Source organism: Bacillus sp. NEAU-CP5 (genome assembly GCF_026420705.1).
GTDB lineage: Bacteria > Bacillota > Bacilli > Bacillales > Bacillaceae > Bacillus > Bacillus velezensis.
This window is the reverse complement of record NZ_JAPMOV010000003.1, coordinates 235,845-255,891: the sequence shown is the minus strand read 5'-3', so window position 1 is coordinate 255,891 and position 20,047 is coordinate 235,845. Positions and strand designations below refer to the sequence as shown.

Annotated in this window: 18 protein-coding genes and 1 riboswitch; of the genes, 6 read left to right on the top strand and 12 right to left on the bottom strand. The window is 47.7% G+C overall.

The features are described 5' to 3' along the window. Nucleotides 1-13 precede the first annotated feature (13 nt). Both cysI and OTK50_RS11325 read left to right on the top strand, forming a co-directional pair. Nucleotides 14-1,729, top strand: coding sequence for an assimilatory sulfite reductase (NADPH) hemoprotein subunit (gene cysI, locus OTK50_RS11330; protein ID WP_003151735.1), 1,716 nt, complete (start codon nucleotides 14-16; stop codon nucleotides 1,727-1,729). Nucleotides 1,730-2,077: 348 nt separating this feature from the next. Then, nucleotides 2,078-4,093 carry a Na+/H+ antiporter gene (locus OTK50_RS11325; RefSeq protein ID WP_166705801.1) on the top strand — a complete coding sequence of 672 codons (2,016 nt, stop codon included), beginning with the start codon at nucleotides 2,078-2,080 and terminating at the stop codon, nucleotides 4,091-4,093. 36 nt (nucleotides 4,094-4,129) lie between these two features. On the opposite strand, the gene OTK50_RS11320 is transcribed toward OTK50_RS11325, so the two are convergent. Beyond that, nucleotides 4,130-4,615 carry a stress protein gene (locus OTK50_RS11320; protein WP_182069514.1) on the bottom strand — a complete coding sequence of 162 codons (486 nt, stop codon included), beginning with the start codon at nucleotides 4,613-4,615 and terminating at the stop codon, nucleotides 4,130-4,132. Nucleotides 4,616-4,836: 221 nt separating this feature from the next. Here OTK50_RS11320 and OTK50_RS11315 point away from each other — a divergent pair, with 221 nt between their 5' ends. Then, complete coding sequence (locus OTK50_RS11315; RefSeq protein WP_154066738.1) at nucleotides 4,837-5,667, top strand: aldo/keto reductase; 831 nt, start codon at nucleotides 4,837-4,839, stop codon at nucleotides 5,665-5,667. 32 nt (nucleotides 5,668-5,699) lie between these two features. On the opposite strand, the gene OTK50_RS11310 is transcribed toward OTK50_RS11315, so the two are convergent. The 7 genes from OTK50_RS11310 to modA form a co-directional block, all read right to left on the bottom strand. Beyond that, on the bottom strand, nucleotides 5,700-6,845 hold the full coding sequence (locus OTK50_RS11310) for an ABC transporter permease (protein ID WP_266121882.1): 1,146 nt from the start codon (nucleotides 6,843-6,845) through the stop codon (nucleotides 5,700-5,702). 1 nt (nucleotide 6,846) lies between these two features. Beyond that, nucleotides 6,847-7,941, bottom strand: coding sequence for an ABC transporter permease (locus OTK50_RS11305; RefSeq protein WP_266121881.1), 1,095 nt, complete (start codon nucleotides 7,939-7,941; stop codon nucleotides 6,847-6,849). A 23-nt stretch (nucleotides 7,942-7,964) separates the two neighbouring features. Further along, nucleotides 7,965-8,900 carry an ABC transporter ATP-binding protein gene (locus tag OTK50_RS11300; protein WP_266121880.1) on the bottom strand — a complete coding sequence of 312 codons (936 nt, stop codon included), beginning with the start codon at nucleotides 8,898-8,900 and terminating at the stop codon, nucleotides 7,965-7,967. Between the two features lie 119 nt (nucleotides 8,901-9,019). Further along, a complete protein-coding gene (locus tag OTK50_RS11295) occupies nucleotides 9,020-10,123 on the bottom strand; it encodes a sensor histidine kinase (protein WP_025649276.1) in 1,104 nt (367 codons plus the stop codon). Between the two features lie 5 nt (nucleotides 10,124-10,128). Continuing rightward, entirely contained in the window at nucleotides 10,129-10,776 is a 648-nt protein-coding gene (locus tag OTK50_RS11290; RefSeq protein WP_003151754.1) for a response regulator transcription factor, read from the bottom strand. A gap of 93 nt (nucleotides 10,777-10,869) precedes the next feature. Next, on the bottom strand, nucleotides 10,870-11,553 hold the full coding sequence (gene modB / locus OTK50_RS11285; RefSeq protein WP_014305804.1) for a molybdate ABC transporter permease subunit: 684 nt from the start codon (nucleotides 11,551-11,553) through the stop codon (nucleotides 10,870-10,872). Then, entirely contained in the window at nucleotides 11,534-12,331 is a 798-nt protein-coding gene (modA, locus tag OTK50_RS11280; protein WP_266121879.1) for a molybdate ABC transporter substrate-binding protein, read from the bottom strand. Before modA ends, modB begins: the two co-directional genes overlap by 20 nt. 117 nt (nucleotides 12,332-12,448) lie before the next feature. Between modA and OTK50_RS11275 the strand changes: the two genes are divergently transcribed. Continuing rightward, nucleotides 12,449-13,375 carry a substrate-binding domain-containing protein gene (locus OTK50_RS11275; protein ID WP_003151757.1) on the top strand — a complete coding sequence of 309 codons (927 nt, stop codon included), beginning with the start codon at nucleotides 12,449-12,451 and terminating at the stop codon, nucleotides 13,373-13,375. Nucleotides 13,376-13,405: 30 nt separating this feature from the next. On the opposite strand, the gene OTK50_RS11270 is transcribed toward OTK50_RS11275, so the two are convergent. Both OTK50_RS11270 and OTK50_RS11265 read right to left on the bottom strand, forming a co-directional pair. Beyond that, nucleotides 13,406-15,262, bottom strand: a complete 1,857-nt coding sequence (locus OTK50_RS11270; protein WP_025649274.1) for an LTA synthase family protein — start codon at nucleotides 15,260-15,262, stop codon at nucleotides 13,406-13,408. 42 nt (nucleotides 15,263-15,304) lie between these two features. Beyond that, nucleotides 15,305-15,787 (bottom strand): metal-dependent hydrolase, encoded by a 483-nt coding sequence (locus OTK50_RS11265; RefSeq protein ID WP_003151759.1) that lies wholly within the window; start codon nucleotides 15,785-15,787, stop codon nucleotides 15,305-15,307. 183 nt (nucleotides 15,788-15,970) lie between these two features. Between OTK50_RS11265 and sspJ the strand changes: the two genes are divergently transcribed. Both sspJ and OTK50_RS11255 read left to right on the top strand, forming a co-directional pair. Continuing rightward, nucleotides 15,971-16,111, top strand: a complete 141-nt coding sequence (gene sspJ / locus OTK50_RS11260) for a small acid-soluble spore protein SspJ (RefSeq protein WP_003151760.1) — start codon at nucleotides 15,971-15,973, stop codon at nucleotides 16,109-16,111. A gap of 122 nt (nucleotides 16,112-16,233) precedes the next feature. Next, nucleotides 16,234-16,415, top strand: a riboswitch (Lysine riboswitch). Nucleotides 16,416-16,526: 111 nt separating this feature from the next. Further along, nucleotides 16,527-17,939: an amino acid permease gene (locus OTK50_RS11255; RefSeq protein WP_071392268.1), complete on the top strand. Its 1,413-nt coding sequence runs from the start codon at nucleotides 16,527-16,529 to the stop codon at nucleotides 17,937-17,939. Between the two features lie 52 nt (nucleotides 17,940-17,991). On the opposite strand, the gene OTK50_RS11250 is transcribed toward OTK50_RS11255, so the two are convergent. After that, nucleotides 17,992-18,906, bottom strand: coding sequence for a class I SAM-dependent methyltransferase (locus tag OTK50_RS11250; RefSeq protein ID WP_025649273.1), 915 nt, complete (start codon nucleotides 18,904-18,906; stop codon nucleotides 17,992-17,994). A 146-nt stretch (nucleotides 18,907-19,052) separates the two neighbouring features. Next, nucleotides 19,053-19,991: an iron-hydroxamate ABC transporter substrate-binding protein gene (locus OTK50_RS11245; RefSeq protein ID WP_139886816.1), complete on the bottom strand. Its 939-nt coding sequence runs from the start codon at nucleotides 19,989-19,991 to the stop codon at nucleotides 19,053-19,055. Nucleotides 19,992-20,047 lie beyond the last annotated feature (56 nt).

Here is a 20,047-nt window from a genome sequence, read left to right as displayed (position 1 = left end):
GAGCATATTCAGCATGGTGAACAACATTTTAAAAGCGCCGGAAGGCCCTCCAAGTGATGTTGAGGAAATTAAAGAAAAAAGTGATTATTTGCGCGGCACATTGAAAGAAGTCATGCTCGACCGGATTTCAGCCGGCATCCCGGACGATGACAACCGGCTGATGAAGCATCACGGAAGCTACTTGCAGGATGACCGCGATCTCCGTAATGAACGTCAAAAACAAAAGCTTGAACCGGCTTATCAGTTCATGCTGCGCGTTCGGATGCCAGGCGGCGTGTCAACTCCGGAACAATGGCTTGTCATGGATGAACTGGCGCAAAAATACGGAAACAATACATTGAAGCTGACAACGCGTGAAACGTTCCAAATGCACGGAATTTTAAAATGGAACATGAAAAAAACGATTCAGAAAATCAATGCGGCGCTGCTTGATACCATTGCGGCCTGCGGAGATGTCAACCGAAACGTCATGTGCGCTTCAAATCCGCACCAGTCTGAAATTCATGCGGAAGTATACGAATGGTCGAAGAAATTGAGCGATGACCTTCTTCCGCGCACGAGAGCCTATCATGAAATCTGGCTTGATGAGGAACGTGTAGCGGGCACTCCTGACACGGAAACGGAACCGATGTACGGGCCGCTGTACCTGCCGCGGAAATTCAAAATCGGAATCGCCGTGCCTCCGTCCAATGATATCGATGTCTTTTCTCAAGATCTCGGCTTCATTGCCATCGTGGAGGAAGGCCGTCTTATCGGATTCAACGTTGCAATCGGCGGCGGTATGGGAATGACGCACGGCGATACGGCCACTTATCCGCAGCTTTCAAAAGTCATCGGCTTCTGCAAACCGGAGCAGCTGTATGATGTAGCGGAAAAAACCATTACGATTCAGCGCGATTACGGAAACCGTTCCGTCAGAAAGAATGCCAGATTCAAGTACACTGTTGACCGTCTCGGGCTGGAAAACGTAAAAGCCGAGCTGGAAAACCGCCTCGGCTGGCAGCTTGATGAAGCGAAACCTTATCATTTTGACCATAACGGCGACCGTTACGGATGGGTGAAGGGTGTAAAAGGTAAATGGCACTTTACGATGTTTATCGAAGGCGGCCGCGTCACGGACTATGAGAATTATAAGCTGATGACGGGATTACGTGAAATCGCCAAAGTCCATACGGGAGATTTCCGTCTCACCTCTAATCAAAACCTGATTATCGGTAATGTCTCGAGCCAGAAAAAGAAACAAATCAGCGCATTAATCGAACAATACGGTCTGACAGACGGCCGGCAGCATTCCGCCCTCCGCCGCAGTTCAATGGCTTGCGTCGCGCTTCCGACATGCGGGCTCGCCATGGCCGAAGCCGAGCGCTATCTGCCGAAATTGATTGATAAGATTGAAGACATTGTTGACGAAAACGGGCTGCGGGATGAAGAAATCACCATCCGTATGACCGGGTGCCCGAATGGCTGCGCCCGCCATGCGCTCGGCGAAATCGGATTTATCGGAAAGGCGCCCGGAAAATATAATATGTATTTAGGAGCGGCGTTTGACGGCAGCCGTTTGAGCAAAATGTACCGGGAAAATATCGGTGAAGAGGAAATTCTGAATGAGCTTCGCACCATTCTCCCGCGCTACGCGAAAGAGCGTGAGGAAGGCGAACACTTCGGCGATTTCGTTATCCGCGCCGGCATCATTAAAGCGACGACAGACGGCACGAATTTTCACGAATAAGATGAGCACTTAAAACCAAGGATAGAGACACACTGACGGTGCGTTCTCTATCCTTTACTAAGCAGCATAAACGCTGCACCGCGTCATGAAACAGATGACGCAGCTTGCGAAAAAGCCTGTTTTCAGAGAAAACAGGCTTTTTCTTTTTCCGGAAAAAATGTAGCCGAAGGCAAAAAAAGTTCGCCGTGAGCACGTTATGAGAAATTTTAAATAAAAACGGGTAAAATAAAAGAAGAATGGTTGCGTGCGGAAAATATATTGAATCTGCCCGATCATCGGCTCCGGCCTTTGGCAAAGGCAGAGAACAGGCAATAATGATATGATGCAGCAGATGAAGGAGGTCATGCTTTGGACATATTTTTAGTCGTACTCGTACTTTTAACCATCATCGCGATCTCAAATATCGTAAATCGGTTTGTCCCCTTTATCCCAGTGCCTCTGATTCAGGTGGCGCTCGGTATCATAGCGGCGTCATTTCCGCAGGGGCTTCATTTTGAACTGAATACCGAATTGTTTTTTGTTTTGTTTATCGCTCCGCTGCTTTTTAACGATGGAAAACGGACGCCGCGTGCGGAACTTTGGAATTTAAGAGCGCCGATTTTGCTGCTTGCGCTCGGGCTCGTGTTTGCCACGGTGATTGTCGGCGGTTACACGATTCATTGGATGATTCCGAGCATTCCGCTGGCTGCTGCGTTCGGGCTGGCGGCGATACTGTCACCGACTGACGTTGTCGCAGTCAGCGCGCTGTCAGGGCGAGTGAAGATGCCAAAAGGCATTCTGCGTCTCCTTGAAGGAGAAGGACTGATGAATGATGCATCCGGCCTGGTCGCTTTTAAATTTGCGATTGCGGCTGCCGTGACGGGCGCATTTTCGCTGGCGCAGGCCGCCTTCAGTTTCGTTCTGATTTCAGCCGGCGGTTTACTCAGCGGTGTCGTCATTTCTTTTTTGATTATCCGTTTCCGGCTGTTTTTGCGCCGTCTCGGCATGCAGGATGTCACGATGCATATGCTGATTCAAATTCTGACGCCGTTTGTCATCTATCTCGCGGCTGAAGAAATCGGCGTTTCCGGCATTCTAGCTGTTGTGGCCGGCGGCATCACGCATGCGGTGGAGCAGGACCGTCTTGAATCAACGATGGTCAAACTGCAAATCGTCTCTTCAAGTACGTGGAATATTATTTTGTTCATTCTGAACGGTCTTGTTTTCGTTATTTTAGGTGCGCAAATACCGGACGTGGTTTCCGTCATCTTTAATGATACCGCGTTTAACAATATGATGGTCATCGGGTATATTATCGTCATTACGCTGACGTTAATGATTCTCAGGTTTTTGTGGGTGCTGTTTTTTTGGAACGGCAAGTGGTTTTTTAACAAGGATCAGAGCATTTATAAACCCGGCCTGCGCTCGACCCTGCTGATTTCGGTTTCAGGCGTCAGGGGAGCGGTCACGCTTGCGGGTTCCTTTTCCATTCCTTACGTGCTCTCTGACGGCTCACCGTTTCCTGAACGGAATTTGATTCTCTTTTTAGCCGCGGGCGTTATTTTGTGCACATTGGTGCTGGCGACAATCGTACTGCCGATTTTGACAGATAAGCCGGAAGACAATGTGAAAGAGAAGAAAGTCAAATTGCTGACAGCGAGACGGAAGCTGATAAAAGCTGCCTTAACCGCCATTAAAGAAAATATGAATGAGACAAACAAAACGGCTTCTTTTGCGGTCATTGCCGAATACAATGAGAAAATGAAAAATCTCAGGTTTCAGCAGTTCACCGTCAAAAATCGCACGAAAAAAGATGAGCGGAAAGTCCGCGCCCAAGGGATACAGGCAGAACAGGAAGAATTGCTGCGGCTGATTGAGCGGGGCGACATACCGGAAGAAACGGCTGACAGCCTTCAGGAACGGTTTGATGAACTGGAAGTGCTGTATACGAATCCGTTTAAAGTCGGCTTATCTAAGAAAAAGCTGAAACGCCTGATGTACTGGATCTTTTTCGGTGAACATAAAAAGCCGGAAATGTCGATTTTAAATGAAGAAGGTCTCATTCGCTCCACAAGGGTTAAAACGGCAAAAGCGGCCATTGAAAGCCTGAAAAAACACATGACTGAAGAAAATAAAGATGTGACGCTTGCCGTCATTTCCTTTTACAATCACTTGATTTTCAGGCTGGGGCACTCGTATCACGAACAGAATCCGAGCCGCCGTTTTGAAAATCAAAAACTCGAAATCAAACTGCGGGCCGTACAGGCCATCCGCAACGAAATCCAAACATTATTCGAAGAGCGGGAAATTTCCCGCGACATGTCGCATGAGCTTCGCCAATACATCAATGATGTGGAAGCGGCCATGCTTGACGGAGATGAATAAAAAAAGTCCGGCATCTGTTCGCCGGACTTTTTTAGATTACGGACGATGGAATTCGACGTGATCGCCGTCGCGGTCAAACCAGCCTCTGAAGGCCCAGTTGATCCAGCCGCCATCTCCTTTGTTGGTGAAGCTTCCGTCTTCAAACACCCAAATGCCGTACGTGATGCCGTCATAAACGGCGGAACCGTAAAACTGAACGCCGTTAAAATGATCTTCATATTCCTGGCTTAAATTAAACACCATGACATTATATTTTTGTCCGGAAGCGTAGAATGAAGATTCCATTAAGTTTTTGACGAAGCCGTCACGGTTTTGCGCCGACTTAATCGCGTCAGCAATCGAATTGCCGATGCCGAGCAGGTCAACGTCAATGTTTAATCCGACATCTTTTGCTGAGACATCTGATGTTTGCTGAGCCAAGTTTTGAGGGACCGGGTTTTCTTTTGCGGATACAAAGGACAGAGGAGTCAGAGACAAAGCGGCGCCAAGGGCAACGGACATCGGGATACGCATACGTTTCATATGATTTCCTCCTTCAATTGTGTGGTGGCTACAGTAGCGATTTACCCGGACAGTTACCCGATTAACCGGAATTTTTGAAAAATAGGAAAATAATAACGTTGGTGGTACTTGGGCACTAAAGATGGTTTTTGTTATAACGATGAGCGTATAATTGGTTTCTTACGGCGGAAATGTGAGATAATAATAACCGTTTACATAATGACTAGAAAGGATGGTTCAACGTGGCAAAAAGCTTAAAAGATACTGTAAAGCTTCATAATGGCGTTGAAATGCCGTGGTTCGGCCTTGGCGTCTTCAAGGTGGAAAACGGAAGCGTAGCGGCGGACTCCGTCGAAGCGGCAATCAGAAACGGCTACCGCAGCATTGATACGGCGGCTATTTATAAAAATGAAGAGGGTGTCGGCGAAGGCATCAGAGCTGCGGGCGTTGCCAGAGAAGAGCTGTTCATCACGTCAAAAGTGTGGAATGAAGATCAAGGATACGAAACGACACTTGACGCGTTTGAGAAAAGCCTTGAGCGCCTCGGCCTCGATTACCTCGACCTTTACCTGATTCACTGGCCGGGCAAGGATAAATATAAAGACACATGGCGCGCTCTTGAAAAGCTGTACAAAGACGGAAAAATCCGCGCCATCGGCGTCAGCAACTTCCAAGTGCATCATTTAGAAGAACTGCTGAAAGATGCTGAAATCAAGCCGATGGTCAACCAGATTGAATTCCACCCGCGCCTGACTCAAAAAGAAGTAAGAGATTTCTGCAAAGCGCAGGGCATTCAAGTGGAAGCGTGGTCTCCATTGATGCAGGGACAGCTCCTTGATAACGAAGTGCTGTCACAAATTGCGGAAAAACATAACAAATCGGTTGCTCAAGTGATTTTGCGCTGGGATCTTCAGAACGAAGTCATTACCATTCCGAAATCGATTAAAGAGCACCGCATCATAGAAAATGCCGATATTTTTGATTTCGAACTGTCACAGGAAGAAATGGAAAAGATCAGCGCATTAAACAAAGACGAGCGTGTCGGACCGAATCCGGACGAGCTTCTGTTCTAAGAAAAAACAGCCCTTTACGGGGCTGTTTTTCTTTACATAAATGTCTGTGTCTGACGTTTTACGCTGAACCTGTATGCGGCTATTAATAACAGGGCGGCGGCGAAGGCTCCCAAAATGATGATGTTCAGCGTCAGGCTTTGGAGCGTGCGGCCGTGCTGCAATTGATCGACCGTATCAAGCACCCAGCGCTGAGGCAGAAATTCGGCGATTGTCTGCACTGTTTTCGGCATAATATTGCCCGGAAAAAAGCAGCCGGCGAGCAAGCATGTCGGTACGACGATCAAGTTCAAAAGCGCCGATGCCGAAGAGCTGCTGTTGGAAAAACCGACGGCAATAAAGGCGATCCCGATTGCGCTTAATGCAAACAGCATCATCAGGACGAACAGCTGCCACAGCGGGAATGACGGATGAATATGAAAAGCGGCGCCCATAAAGAGAACGGCGAATATAATTTGGACGGCCATGATGATCATATTCACCGCCGCGTTCGCCAATACATACTGCTTTGACGTGATCGGCGTTGACAGAAGCCTGTAGTACGTCCTGTTTTCTCTCTCTTTAATCATCAGTTCCGTCAGGTTGCCGGCGGAATAGAGCATAATGATAATGAGATACCCGATGACTGAGTATGTCATTTCTTTATGGTTCGAAGTATCTTGTAAAACAGCGGACTCCGTTTGAATCGGAGAATGCTTGAAATCGGCGTACATCGCCTGAAAGGCCTTCGCGTCTCCGCCGGAAGATTTGCCGAGTGAGGCGGCGCTGTTCATATAATTGTACAAATAAGAGCTGACATATCCGGTGACCTGGGCGCCTTTCAGCGAGGTCATGCCGATGTGAGACGGTTTCCCGTCTTTTACGCTTTGGGAGAAGCCTTTTTCAAACGTAATGAGCGCCTCCATTTTTCCTGAAGCGATCTTTGATGAGGCGGACGCAGCCGTTTCCTCCGAAATCTTCACATGATCCAGTCCTTTTAAAAACGTGACCGTATTCTGTGCCACTTCTCCGCCGTCTTGATTGAGAATGCCGATATTGAGCGTTTCGGCTCCGCCGTTGGCATTGGTCATGAAGGAGAGGAAGACGCCGATCAGCGGAGCCCCGATATAAAGAATGAGCTGTTTTTTGCTTTTTGTAATTCCTTTGAGAGTGTGTGCAAACAGCCACCAGAAGTTTTTCATATTACAGTCCCTCCCGTCTTTGAAACGTAAATGCGGCGATCAGCAAAAAGAGTGCCGCCAATGCTGTATTTAATCCGAGTGCAGGCCATGCCGCTGATACATCATTTGCGTAAATGATGTTGTTAATCGCCTTATTGATCCAGGATAAGGGCGACAGGGCGGAAATTCCTCCGCCTTCATATTTGTAATAGGCGCCGCCGATAATGGACATTACCTGAACGATGATGACGGTGATTAATCTGGCGCTTTCGGGTTTTCTGGTCAAATAGCTCAGGCTGAGCCCGAAGCTGACGGCCAAAAGAATTTCAGAAACGAGAATCAACAGCACAAGTCCCATGTGGCTGCCCCAGTTCGCTTTCAAGATAAATTTGCTGAAGGCGACAACGGCAAGAATCGTCAGAACATTCACAGCCAAAATGCCGAGCATCTTTCCGAGAAAGATATCGCTTTTCCGGAGCGGGGCGGCGATCAGGCGATCCGCGGTGTGCCGTACTCTTTCCCCGCGGAATAAGGAGCTGGCAAAAATCGAGGCGTACAGCCCGATCATCGTCGTCATGGATATCGCGTAAAAATCTTTCGCCTTCGGTTCTTTCGCTTTGTGTAAAGACGTCTGCTTCATATAATCGCTTTTGATTTGTCCGGCGAAAGGTGCCTTATGCGCCTTGTAAGCGGCGGCGCCTGCTTTGTATTGATTGGTAAAAGCGGTCAGCATGCCTTGGACGATCGTGCCGTTGATGCCGCTCCGGTCATTTGTATAGACTTGGAACCCGGTGTTTTTTACAGTGACGAAAGCATCCGCCTGATTTTCTCGAACCTCGTTTTTGCCTTTTGCCTCCGTGTCCGCTTTTTGAAAATAGACATGCTCTTTTTTGGCGGCTTTCATAAACTCAGTAAAATCATGAGAAAGAGGGCCGTTTGACTGGTCCGTATATACCACCTTGATGTTTCCGACCGTCACCTCTGAATCAAAGGCGTTAGATAATGCCGCGGTGAAAATCAGCATGAAGACAATCGGAAAAGCAAGCATGAAAATAAAAGTCCGTCTGTCGCGGAAACTGATTTTGATTTCTTTCCCTGCGATGTGCAGAATATTCATTTGCAATCCTCCTTTCAGTTGGGTCAGTCGCGCAGGCTTCTGCCTGTCAGCGTGAGAAATACCGTTTCTAAGTCAGGGGCCTGTTCCTGCAAGGAGCGGATTTCAATGCCTTTGTCCATGAAGTACCGGATCAGGCGGTTTAAATTGTTGACCCCTGTGTCAGAGCTGATTTTCACGCTGTTTTCTTCCAGTGCGGCGGCTCTGACGCCGGGCACCTCCTGAATATCGCCGAGGCTGATGCCGTTTCCGGATGACAGCTCAATCACGACGTCCTTCGTGTCGGTAATGATGGAGGTCAGCTGTTCTTTTGTGCCTTCGGCGATGACTTTTCCGTGGTCGATGATAGCGATGCGCGTGCATATTTCTTCCACTTCCTCCATGTAGTGGCTCGTGTAGATGATCGTGCATCCCATTTCATTCAGCTTTTTCACTGATTGCAGAATATAATTTCTTGATTGCGGGTCAATGCCGACCGTCGGTTCATCCATGATGATCAGTTTCGGCCGGTGGGCAAGGGCGCAGGCGATATTAAGCCTGCGTTTCATTCCGCCGGAAAAATGCTTCGGCAAATATTTGTGTTTATCGCTCAAGCCGACGAATGTCAGGGCTTCCTCGACCCGTTCTTTCAGAGCCGCACCTCTCAGGCCGTACAGACCTGCGAAGAACTTCACATTTTCATAGGCGTTTAATTCTTCGTAAATCGCGAGGTCCTGAGGGACGATACCGATATTCATTTTCGTTGCTTTGCTATATTTGAAAATATCTTTTCCGAGAAACAGAATGTCTCCGCCTGAAGGTTTTAAAAGACCTGAGATCATATTGATCGTCGTGCTTTTTCCGGCTCCGTTTGCGCCGAGAAACCCGAAAATCTCACCTTCTTTTACGGCAAGCGACATCTGGTCAACGGCGGCATAATCACCGAATTTCTTACTCAGCTGTTTGAGCTCCAAAATGTTCATGTTTCCACCTCTATGTCTTATGATGCTCTTATTATAAAAAAAAGAATGAACGGCCGTTAGTGCAGCTGTTCATTCTTTTGACATGAGAATCTTCATATTTTTCACATGAAAACATTCACTTATTCAACCGGAAGCAATGTCGTGACGGAAAAACCGGCCGTGCCGTCAAAAATAACGGTTCCGTGCAGGACGGCCGCCCGTTCTTCCATACCGAGCATGCCGAGGCCTTTTTTAAAGCGGACGGCGCCGTTTCCGTTATCTTTCACTTCCGCTTTCACGGCTTTATTCAGTACATGGATATCAATGAAAATCTGCGTGGCATCGGCGTATTTCATCGCATTGGTCAAAGCTTCGGTTACGTTTTCCTGAATGACTCTCCAATGCATTTGCGTCAGCCTGTCCAAATCGCCTTGATGCGTAAACGGAACCGGCATCCCGTTTTTGGCCGAAAATTCATCAATAAACGTTCTTAATCTGTGAATGCCCATTTGTTCAGCGGGCGGTTTCATATTTTTCAGCGTTATGCGGATATCCTCTATGCCCTCTTTGGAAATGGTAATGGCGTTTTGGAGCAGTTCAGCCGCTTTGTCCGGATGGGAGCCGAGCATCCGCTTCGCCGCTTCCATCTGAATGAGCGCGCCGGTCATGGAATGGCCGATTTTATCATGGATGGCTTGGGATAATCTGTTTCTTTCCTCGAGTTTGCCGGTGTACTCCGATTGTTTGATATATTCCGTGCTGCTGTGCAGCTGTTTCGTCAGTTTTTCAATGCTTGAGCGCATGATGTCCGACTGTTCTTCATATTTCTTCAGCCGATTGCCGGACCGGGCGGCCAAAACGAATATCGCCAGACAGAACAAGGTCATGACGATATAAGTCGGAAGGTCGCCGTACGGGATAAATAAAAACGGCAAAAACACGAGCAGGCAGAACACATAGCGGTGAACCGGATATTCGGCAAGAACCGCAAAAATGGCGGGCGGCAAAAGAAACAGAAACGCCGGATGGCCTAAGGCGGAAAGCCAAGCGGTCAATGCCAGCGCCATGAGGGTGATCCCGCGCCTCCAAACGGGCGGCCTGATCATGCAGACCGCGATGCCCAAAGACAGATAAAGCAGCAGAAACAAGACGGCGTACGGCGTGTAAGGGCGGTCAGCCGATACGAACAAAAAAGCCGTATAAAAAATGGCGATCAGTCTGCTCATCAGCATCCAAAAATCCATACCGTTCAACGCCCGTTATCCACCTTCCCGGTGATATAAAAAATGGCGATCTGCGTTCTGTGCTCAAGCCCCGTTTTCCCTAAAATAGATGAAATATAATTGGCCGTCGTCCCTTCAGAAATGAAAAGCTGTTTTGAAATTTCCCTGTTCGACAGTCCTTTCGCAATAAGCGACATGATGCTGAGCTCTCTTTCAGTAAACTGGCTTTCATCAATCTGATGGGCGGCTTCCGCCGGCCGGAAAAGACTGTCTTTTATTTTGTCCAGCACGGTGTCCTGAAGAATGCTGTGCCCGTTGAAAACGCTTTTGATCGCATCGCGGATCCGTTCCGGTTCGGTGTTTTTTAATAAATATCCTTTCGCGCCGTTTTTAATCGCTTCTAAAATATACTCATCGTCGTCAAATGTCGTCAGGATCATCGGCTTCGTATCCGTTTCCTCAGCGATCCGTTTTGCGGCTTCGACGCCGTTCATCACCGGCATGCGGACGTCCAGCAAGGCGATATCGACGGGGTTGTGTTTACAATACTCTGCCGCCTCGAGTCCGTTTTCCAACGTTGCCGATACAGTAAATTCCTCATATGTATGCAAAATGATTTTCATTCCTTCTCTGATGAAAGAATTATCATCCGCGATAATGACATTAATCTTCATAGCCGCACCCTTTGTGTGTTTTTGTTTCATTATATACCATCCGATTTTAAATCAAAAAGCCTCCCGGCGAAAGGTGCGCGGAAGGCGGATCGGTCAAGCGGGTTTTTTCAATTGGATGAAAAACAGCATCAGAAAAGAAATGATCACAATACAGATCACCCACACCCAGGCGAGTGTTTCATTGCCGGAGTCCATCGCGACGTAAATCGCTGTCGGCAGCGTTTGGGTGACGCCGGGAATATTTCCCGCAAACATTAAAGTCGCTCCGAATTCACCTAGCGCCCTTGCAATACTGAGAATGCTTCCGGTCAAGAGGGAGGGAAAGGCAAGCGGGACGGAAATACGGGTGAACACCTGCCACCTGCCGGCTCCGTCTACTTTCGCCGCTCCCTCGATGTCAGCATCAACCGCGGCGAAGCCGGTTTTAGCGGACTGATACATAAGCGGGAAGGCGACAATGGCCGAAGCGATCACCGCGGCCGACCACGTGAAAATGACGGGCTGGTGAAAAATCCGCTCAATCGCCCGGCCGATAAAGCTGTGTTTCCCGAAAATGATAATGAGAATGAAGCCGACAACGGTAGGCGGAAGAACGAGCGGGAGCATAAACAGAGTCTCCACAGCCGTTTTTCCGGGGAATCGCGCTTTCGCCATCCAGGCGCCGGCAAGCGTTCCGAGAATGATGACGGCGATGCCCGACGCCAAAGCCACCTCAAATGACAGTACGACGGGAGTGAAAAACTCCGAAGCCGTAATGTTACTTGGCAGTAAATCCATATTTCTTAAACACTTTCATCGCTTCATCTGACTGCAGATACTGATAAAACGCTTCTGCTTCTTTACGGTGCTTTGTATCCTTGACGATGCCGACAGGATACACGATCGGATCGTGCGTTTTCGCCGGCGCTTCATCGGTGATTTTCACCTTTTTCGAAATCAGCGCGTCTGTTTTATAGACAAGCCCGGCATCGACATTTCCGGTTTCAACATAAGAAAGCACCTGGCGGACGTCTTTTGCATAGACGGCTTTATCTTTTACCTTGTCCCACAGGGATAATGCCGTCAGTGACTGTTTGGCGTATTGTCCGGCCGGAACGGATTCAGGCGTGCCGAGCGCGATTTTTTCCGCGCTGTCTTTTTTCAGGTCATTCAGATGTGTCAGGTGTGCGCTGTTTTTCTCAGGCACGATCATGACGAGATCATTTTTCAAAAGATCCGTGCTGTCCTTTTTGTCGATATCTCCGTCATGAACGAGCTTTTCGAATTTATCTTCGGCTGCCGAGAAGAATAAATCAGCTCCCGCGCCTTGGGAAATTTGTTTTTGCAATGTGCCTGATGATCCGAAGTTGTCTTGAATGGTTACGTTTGAATGTGATTTTTCGTAGTTGGTCTGGATTTCTTCAAGTGCATCCTGAGCGCTGGCTGCCGCAGAAACGGTCAGCGTGACGTTTTCGTTTTGTCCGCCTTTGGACGATTGTCCGGATGAGCAGCCCGCAGTTGCGAGGAAAACGGCCATAGCCGCAGTTGTGAGTAGTGTCGCTTTCTTTTTCAACATTGTGCACCCCTTATAGCTAAATATCATTAGATCAAACTAATTATAACGCAATTGTACGTGATGGTGCGGTTTTTTTTCAATATCTGAACAGTTATAATAAAAACGGAGCGTGATAATATGACAGAAGCCACTTCCTATACAATAGAAGAAGTTGCGGGCCTTTTGAAGGTCTCCAAACTGACAGTATATGATTTGATAAAAAAAGGACTCATTCCGGCGTACAGGGTCGGAAGACAGATGAGGGTCGATGAAGAGGACTTAAAACAATATAAAGCAAACATGAGAATGTCAAAAAAGCCATCCGCAGCAGAAGCGCCTGACCCGTCACGCGGGCGGGAGCCGGAAAAAAGGCAGTCTGTTATCATCAGCGGGCAGGATGTGTCGATGGACCTCCTCAGCAAACAGCTGGAACAAACAATACAGGCGGCTCCGCTCCGCAAGTACAGCGGCAGTTTGAACAGCCTGATCGAGATGTACCGCGGGGCCTGTGACATCGTCAGTCTGCATTTATACGATGGGGAGACGGGGCAGTATAACATCCCGTATGTGAAGCGCATTCTTTCAGGGGAGCCGTTTGCGCTTTTTCATGTCGTGCTTCGTCAGGCCGGATTATATGTGAAAAAGGGCAATCCGCTGAACATTCAGGGCTTTCAGGACTTGAGCCGAAAGGATGTCCGCATCGTCAATCGCGAAAAAGGATCAGGCGCGAGGGTGCTGCTGGATGAACAGCTCAGATCATTCGGCATCACGCCGTCTGATGTCGCCGGATATCATGACATTGTCACGGATCATCTGTCAGCGGCTTCACAAGTATCAAGCGGAAAGGCGGATATCGGAGTCGGGTCGCAGCATGCGGCGCATATGGCAGGCACGGACTTTATCCCGGTGATCAGTGAGCAGTACGATGTGGTTGTGTTAAAACAAAACCGGGAGCTTGTTCAAAGCGTGCGGGACATTCTTAATTCTGAGGAATTCAAGTCTCAGCTTTCTCAATTATCCGGATATGATACGAAAATGACAGGACGGCTCATATATGAAACATGAAAAATCCCTCCATATAACGGAGGGATTTTTTTATTGCTTATAAAACCGCAGCAGGTCGCCGTTTAATATTTTATCGGAAAGCATCAGCTCTTGTTCCGCTTTTTCTTTCTCATCACTGCACGCGCTCATGTCAGAAAGCGGTTCACCCGTTTTACGGCTGTAACACGTATTTTTCGTATAAATATGATCGTCCGTGATAAAGCTGCCGTTTCTCAGCACCGCAAACGGTGTCCGCTCTCCGGAAAACAGATCATTGCCGAACTGAATGCTGCCTTTCGTTTCAATGCCGAGCAGGTGAAGCAGCGTCGGCCTTACATCAACCTGTCCCGCGGCCGAAGCAATCGTTTCCGGCGCACGGTCGGTCACCCCGGGAATATGAATGATAAACGGCACGCGTTGAAGCTGAACCGTATCAAACGGAGTGATTTCCTCTTTCCCTAAGAATTCGGCAAGTCCTTGATTATGGGCTTCGGATATACCGTAATGATCTCCCATCAGGACGATCATCGCGTTGTCATACAGCCCTTCTTTTTTCAGCTTCTTGAAAAAGTGTTTCAGAGCCTCATCTTCATAGCGGACCGTCGTCACATAGCGGTTTAATAACTCGCTGCTTGTGTCCGGTTCCTCAATGAGCTGATCCTGTTGATCAATTTCAAAAGGAAAATGGTTGGTCAAAGTCAGCAGGCTTGCGTAAAACGGCTGCGGAAGCTTCTTTAATTTTTCCGCTGACTGTTCGAGAAACTCCTTATCCTTCAGGCCCCAGCCTGTTGAATTTTCCTGTGTCACCTTAAATTCATCCGCGTCGAAAAAACGGTCGATTCCGAATGCCCCGTACATCTCATCCCGGTTCCAAAAGGCTTTATGATTGGCATGCAGAACGGCTGAATAGTATTGATGATCTTTTAACATATGGTACATCGTATTGAACCGGTGGCCGCTTTTTGTAAAAAAAACGGCGCCGCTTGAAGACGGATACAGCGAATTCGCAGTAATGAATTCTGAATCTGAGGTTTTTCCCTGTTCAGTCTGCTGATAAAAATGAGTGAAGTCATAACTTTTTTTTCGCAGTTTGTTTAAAAACGGGGTAATCTCCCATCCGTTGACCCGCTCATCCATTACAAAACGCTGTGTTGATTCGAGCGTAACAAAAATCACATTGCGCCCCTTTGCAAGCCCGAATTTTGAATCGGACGGCCTGCTGTAGCCGGCTTGAGTGTAATTCGCGACCGCCGCAAGGCTGTCTTCATCGGCAAACGCTTTAGCCCCTGCATTCAGCGTCTGCGAAATGGTGTCATACAAATGAAAGTGGAACAGGCCGATTCCTTTTACGAGCGCTTCACGATCAAAAGGGTGCTTGAACAGCTTCGGCTGCTCGGCCTCAGACAGCGCAAGGTTGCACAGCATGAGGCCGGCTGATGCCCACGCATACGCTTTAACGGTACGGGCGCCCGCTTTTCCTTGATCGGCTTTATGCCTTTTACCAAGATAAAACAAAACCGCAATATCCAAAAATAAAGCGATATAAAGCGGGTGAAACAGCTCTTGGACGCTACTTCCCATATCACCCATATTGCTTGCCTGAAACAAAACCGGTATGGTGATAAAATCAATATAAAACCCGTAAAACACCGTATTCGCGATTAAAATTCCCGTCAGCATCACATTTGCCGAAAGCAGAAAGATCCGCTGTTTTTTTTCCGTCAGCAAGAGGGCGATGCCGAACAGCGGCACAATGAAGCTCAGCGGATTAATGAGAAGCAGACATTCCTCAAGAACCGAATTGTTCTGCAGACCGAAACCGAGCTTATACACGGCATAGGTTTTCATCCACATGAACAGGATGGACAGGCATAAAAACCGATGATTGCTGAAAAAGGTTTTCTTCATATGTATGACTCCTCACCCTAAAAGCGAAAAGACGCTTTTTGTTTAAGAGATGCGGCCGTGAACCAGTTCGTATAAATAATAGCAGGATACAATCGTTAAGCCGGCCAGCACAAGCTGCTCCGAAAAGCTCCCCGTTCTCATATAAAGGGGAAGACGGAAGCGGATGGCGGACGGAAACAGCAGTTTAATGCCGTTGACGGTCCATGCGTCAAGTACAAGGTGGCTCGCCATTCCGATCATCAGTCCGGCGGAAATGCTCGGATTCGGAATATAGGTTGCCGTAATGAAAAACATAATAAGCATAAACAGCAGGCTGTGTGTAAACGTTCTGTGGCCGAACACCGTGCTTACGATTTTGGACAGAACGGGCAGCGTCCTGCCGATTTTACTTTTCGTATGGCATATGTCGGGAATCAGCGCCCCGAGGGCACCCGCTGAGGTCATAAGGACCGGATCATACCCGTAATAATACGCAATTGCGGAACAAGAAGCGATGCCTCCCATGATGTGTGTTTTTCCTGTCATTTTTCGCTTCTCCTTTTTATTTTTGCCAAAATCCCCTGAATTACAAATATATCAAGAGAATGCATGTTTGATCAACAAACTTTACCTGTTCCGCCAAAAGGAAGGAGACGCGGATTCCGCATATTCTGCCGCGGAAAAAGACACATTATAGGTGTACCTATATTTGATAAAGAGGTGATACAGATGGCTTTCTTTAACAAAGAAAAAGGAAAAAACAGCGATAAAAACAAAAACGTCATTCAAGGCGCGCTTGACGACGCCAGTGCAGCTCTGAAAGACGATCCGCTTCAAGAAGCTGTTCAAAAGAAAAAAAACAACCGCTGACCATATAAGACGGGTAGGGCGAACGCTCTATCCGTTTTCCGTCTAATATTTCCCTTTGACAGATCTTTTTATCTCTGATAACCTCTGAGTAGAATTGAATGATAAAAATCCTCACTCTTTCTCGGTGAGGTAGAGGTTGCGCTTGATGATGAGTCGCACATGCCAGGCTGATAAGGGGCCGCAAAACATGTGTTAAAGGCATCAGCGCCGAAGTGTAAAGAAAGCCGATCCTTCTTTATGCTGGGACTGTATCTGAATAAGTGCAGGACTGCCGCGTGCTTTTTCGCGGAGGGCTATCCGGAGATCAAGGGTGTGTGTGTTTCTTTAAGCATGGACTTTTGTTCAGGCTTTTTTTTGCGTGTAAATATGGTCTCGGGGTCTGGTCCGTACGAATGAACAACCAGGAGGTACAGGAATGGAACAGACGAAAAAATGGGGTTTTTGGTTATTAACGGCGTTTGTCGTAGGAAATATGGTAGGCTCGGGCATCTTTTCGCTTCCGAGTACGCTCGCAAAAATCGCGAGCCCGTTCGGCGCCACATCGGCATGGCTTTTAACGGGAGCCGGTGTGTTAATGATCGCGCTGGTCTTCGGCCACTTATCCATCCGCAAGCCTGAGCTGACGGCGGGGCCGCAAAGCTATGCGCGTGCGCTGTTCAGCGATCGGAAAAAAGGGAATGCAGCGGGCTTCACGATGGTGTGGGGCTACTGGGTGGCGAGCTGGATCAGCAACGTGGCGATCATCACGAGCCTTGCCGGATATTTAACATCATTTTTCCCGATTTTAACGGATAAGCGTGAAATGTTTTCGATCGGCGGTCAGGCGGTTACGCTCGGCCAGCTGCTGACGTTTGCCGTATGTACGGTTTTATTATGGGGCACTCACACGATCCTCGTCACCAGCATTAACGGTGCGAGTAAATTAAATTTCGTCACGACGTTTTCAAAAGTATTAGGATTTATCTTCTTTATCATTGCAGGTTTGTTTGTATTTCAAACGTCGTTTTTCGATCATTTTTATTTTCCTGTTCAAACAGGTCCTCACACGGTTGAGGGAATCGGCGGACAGATCCACAATGCGGCGATTTCAACATTATGGGCGTTCGTCGGAATTGAATCGGCAGTCATTTTATCCGGGCGCGCCCGTTCGCAGCGCGACGTGAAACGCGCCACCATTACCGGATTATTGATCGCGCTCAGCATCTATATCATCGTGACATTGATTACGATGGGCGTGCTTCCGCATGGTAAGCTTGTCGGCTCGGAAAAACCGTTTGTTGACGTATTGTACGCGATCGTCGGCAGCGCGGGAAGCGTCATTATGGCGATTCTGGCGATTTTGTGTCTGTTCGGAACGATGCTCGGCTGGATTCTTCTCGGTTCTGAAGTTCCGTATCAAGCGGCGAAATCAGGAGACTTTCCCGCTGCTTTTGCAAAAACGAATAAACAGGGAAGCCCGGTTGTGTCGTTAATCGTAACGAACGTGATGTCACAGATCTTTATCTTTTCGGTTATTTCCCGGACGATCAGTGACGCGTTTACGTTTTTAACAACGGCGGCGACGCTTGCTTATCTGATTCCGTATCTCGTGTCAGCGTTTTACAGCCTGAAGCTCATTTTTACGGGTGAAACGTATGACGAGATAAAGGGCTCAAGAGTAAGAGACGGTATCATCGCCATCCTTGCCTGCATTTATTCTTTTTACGTCATTATTACCGGAACGGCCGATTTAACGACCTTTATTCTCGGTATCGGGCTGTTTTTCGTCGGTTTGCTGTTATATCCTTTCGTCTCAAAGAAATTTGCAAACAACAGACAATCGGTATGACAAAAAGACATCTCACGTCAGTGAGATGTCTTTTTTTGTTGGCGGCAGCGGATTACTTTTTGACGGCGTGTATATAATGAATGGTCTCGAATGCGGTTAAATGGTCAGTGCGTCCGCTGAAAAAACGGTCATTGACGTCCGCCGGAGATAAATGTTCATAAATAAGCAGACCTGATGATTCTAATATCTTTTCGATTTCTTTATAACTGAAACACGATAACATCGGTTCCCCGCTTGCTGCAGCCATTTTCACCATGTTTTCCACTCTGTTTGACAGTCCTCTTTCTTCAAAGAGCGACTCATCTGCATAATCAAACACGATAGAGCTTCCCGGCGGGACTTCGGCAAATAATTGTGTGAGCAGGCGTGCGAGATGCTCTTTCGTAAGGTAGTATGACACACCGAGCAGGCTGAAAAAGGTTTTTTGGCGTGAAAAACCTTCCTGATACAGACGGCTGAAAGAAAGCGAAGCGGCGAAGTCCATCGGTACAAAATGAAGATGATGGAAAATGTCGAGATTCAGATGTTTCAATCTCTTTATTTTGTCTTCCTGTGAAGCGGGATGATCGATTTCAAATATGTCTAAGGCGTTTGTCACCTCAGGATGTCTGAAACAGAAAGTATCCAGACCCGCGCCAAGGATGACATACTGTTTGGCCCCGAGCTTCACTTCATTCAAAAGCACTTCTTCACAATATGCGGCACGGGCTAACGGTGTAGGAGACAGCTGTACTTGAGTCACCCATTTTAAGATGTCATCCGGTTGGCCTTGAAGCCTCTGTGCCATGTCTTTATTGAAAAATGATATACCTTGAATGAGATGATCGCTGATGTCCGAATACTCTTTTTCAGAAATCAGATCTTGTGCCAAAAAATCATCAAATATCACCGGGGTGTCGTATTTACTGTGGTACGCCCTTCCGAAAGCGCACAGCAGGGAAGTCATACTCGCCTTGTTTTCTTTCATATAAAGATCCTCCGTTATTTACATCAATCTCCGGCCGGGAGAATCTTATTATACATGTTAATCTAAAAATGTAAATTATAGCATAAATGAATTTTTTTGTAAAGTTTTAAGCGTAATAAAAAGCCGCTGTGACAGCGGCTTCGGGGTTACTTCGTTAAGCTTTTTGTGATGTAGTCGAGCTGGCCTTCAAGTGAGATCGGGTCTGAGAAATAGAAGCCGATCGGATCAATGCGGTAGACATGGTTTTGTTTGACGGCATCGAGGTTCTTCCAGATTGAGCTGTCAAGCACGCCTTTGTCGTCACCGCCGGCCTGCCATGGCCCCATAAAGATGTAGTCTCCCGCGAAGTCAGGCAGTTTCTCGAGTGAAATGCTGGCGTAGCCCGGCCCTTGATTAATGGCTTTTTCCTGCGTCAGTTTTGTGGCCTTCAGCCCGAGTTTGTCATAAATGATGCTTCCGCCGCGGCCGAAGTCTTTACCGAATACATAGATGTCTTTTCCGTTTGTCTGCATGATGGAGATGGTTTTTGAGCCGACCGCTTTTTGAACCTTTGTTTTAGCGGCAGCGGTTTTTTTATCCCATTCAGCCAGCCATTTGTCTGCTTTATCTTCAGTGCCTGTCATTTTCGCAAACTCTTTGAATTGATCAATGTTGCTGAGCTTGTCATATTTAATGGCGATGGTCGGCGCGATTTTTTCCAGTTTTTCAATATCGGCGCCTTGTGTCGTCCAGACAACGATTAAATCCGGCTTTAAGTCAATGATTTTTTCAACGGACGTGCCGTCGCCGATGTTTGTGACACCTTTTGTTTTCCCTTTGTAATAAGGGTTTTTAAATACGTTTTGCGGCGCGCCGACAACATTGATGCCGAGCTGTTTAAAGTCGCCGTAGTAGCCGTCAGCCATGACGACGACCCGTTTCGGGTGCTTCGGAATTTTAATATTGCCGTTTTCGGCTTTATACGTGATGGTTTCTTCTTTTTCAGAAGAACCTTTCGTGTCTGAAGAATTGCCGCATGCGGCCAAAGCGGCGAAGAGCAGCACGGCAATCAGCGTTGCGCCGATTTTCTTGTATGTATGGAACATCTGACATTCCTTCTTTCATAAAAATTAGTGATAAAGAGAATCATTATCAGTGTGAT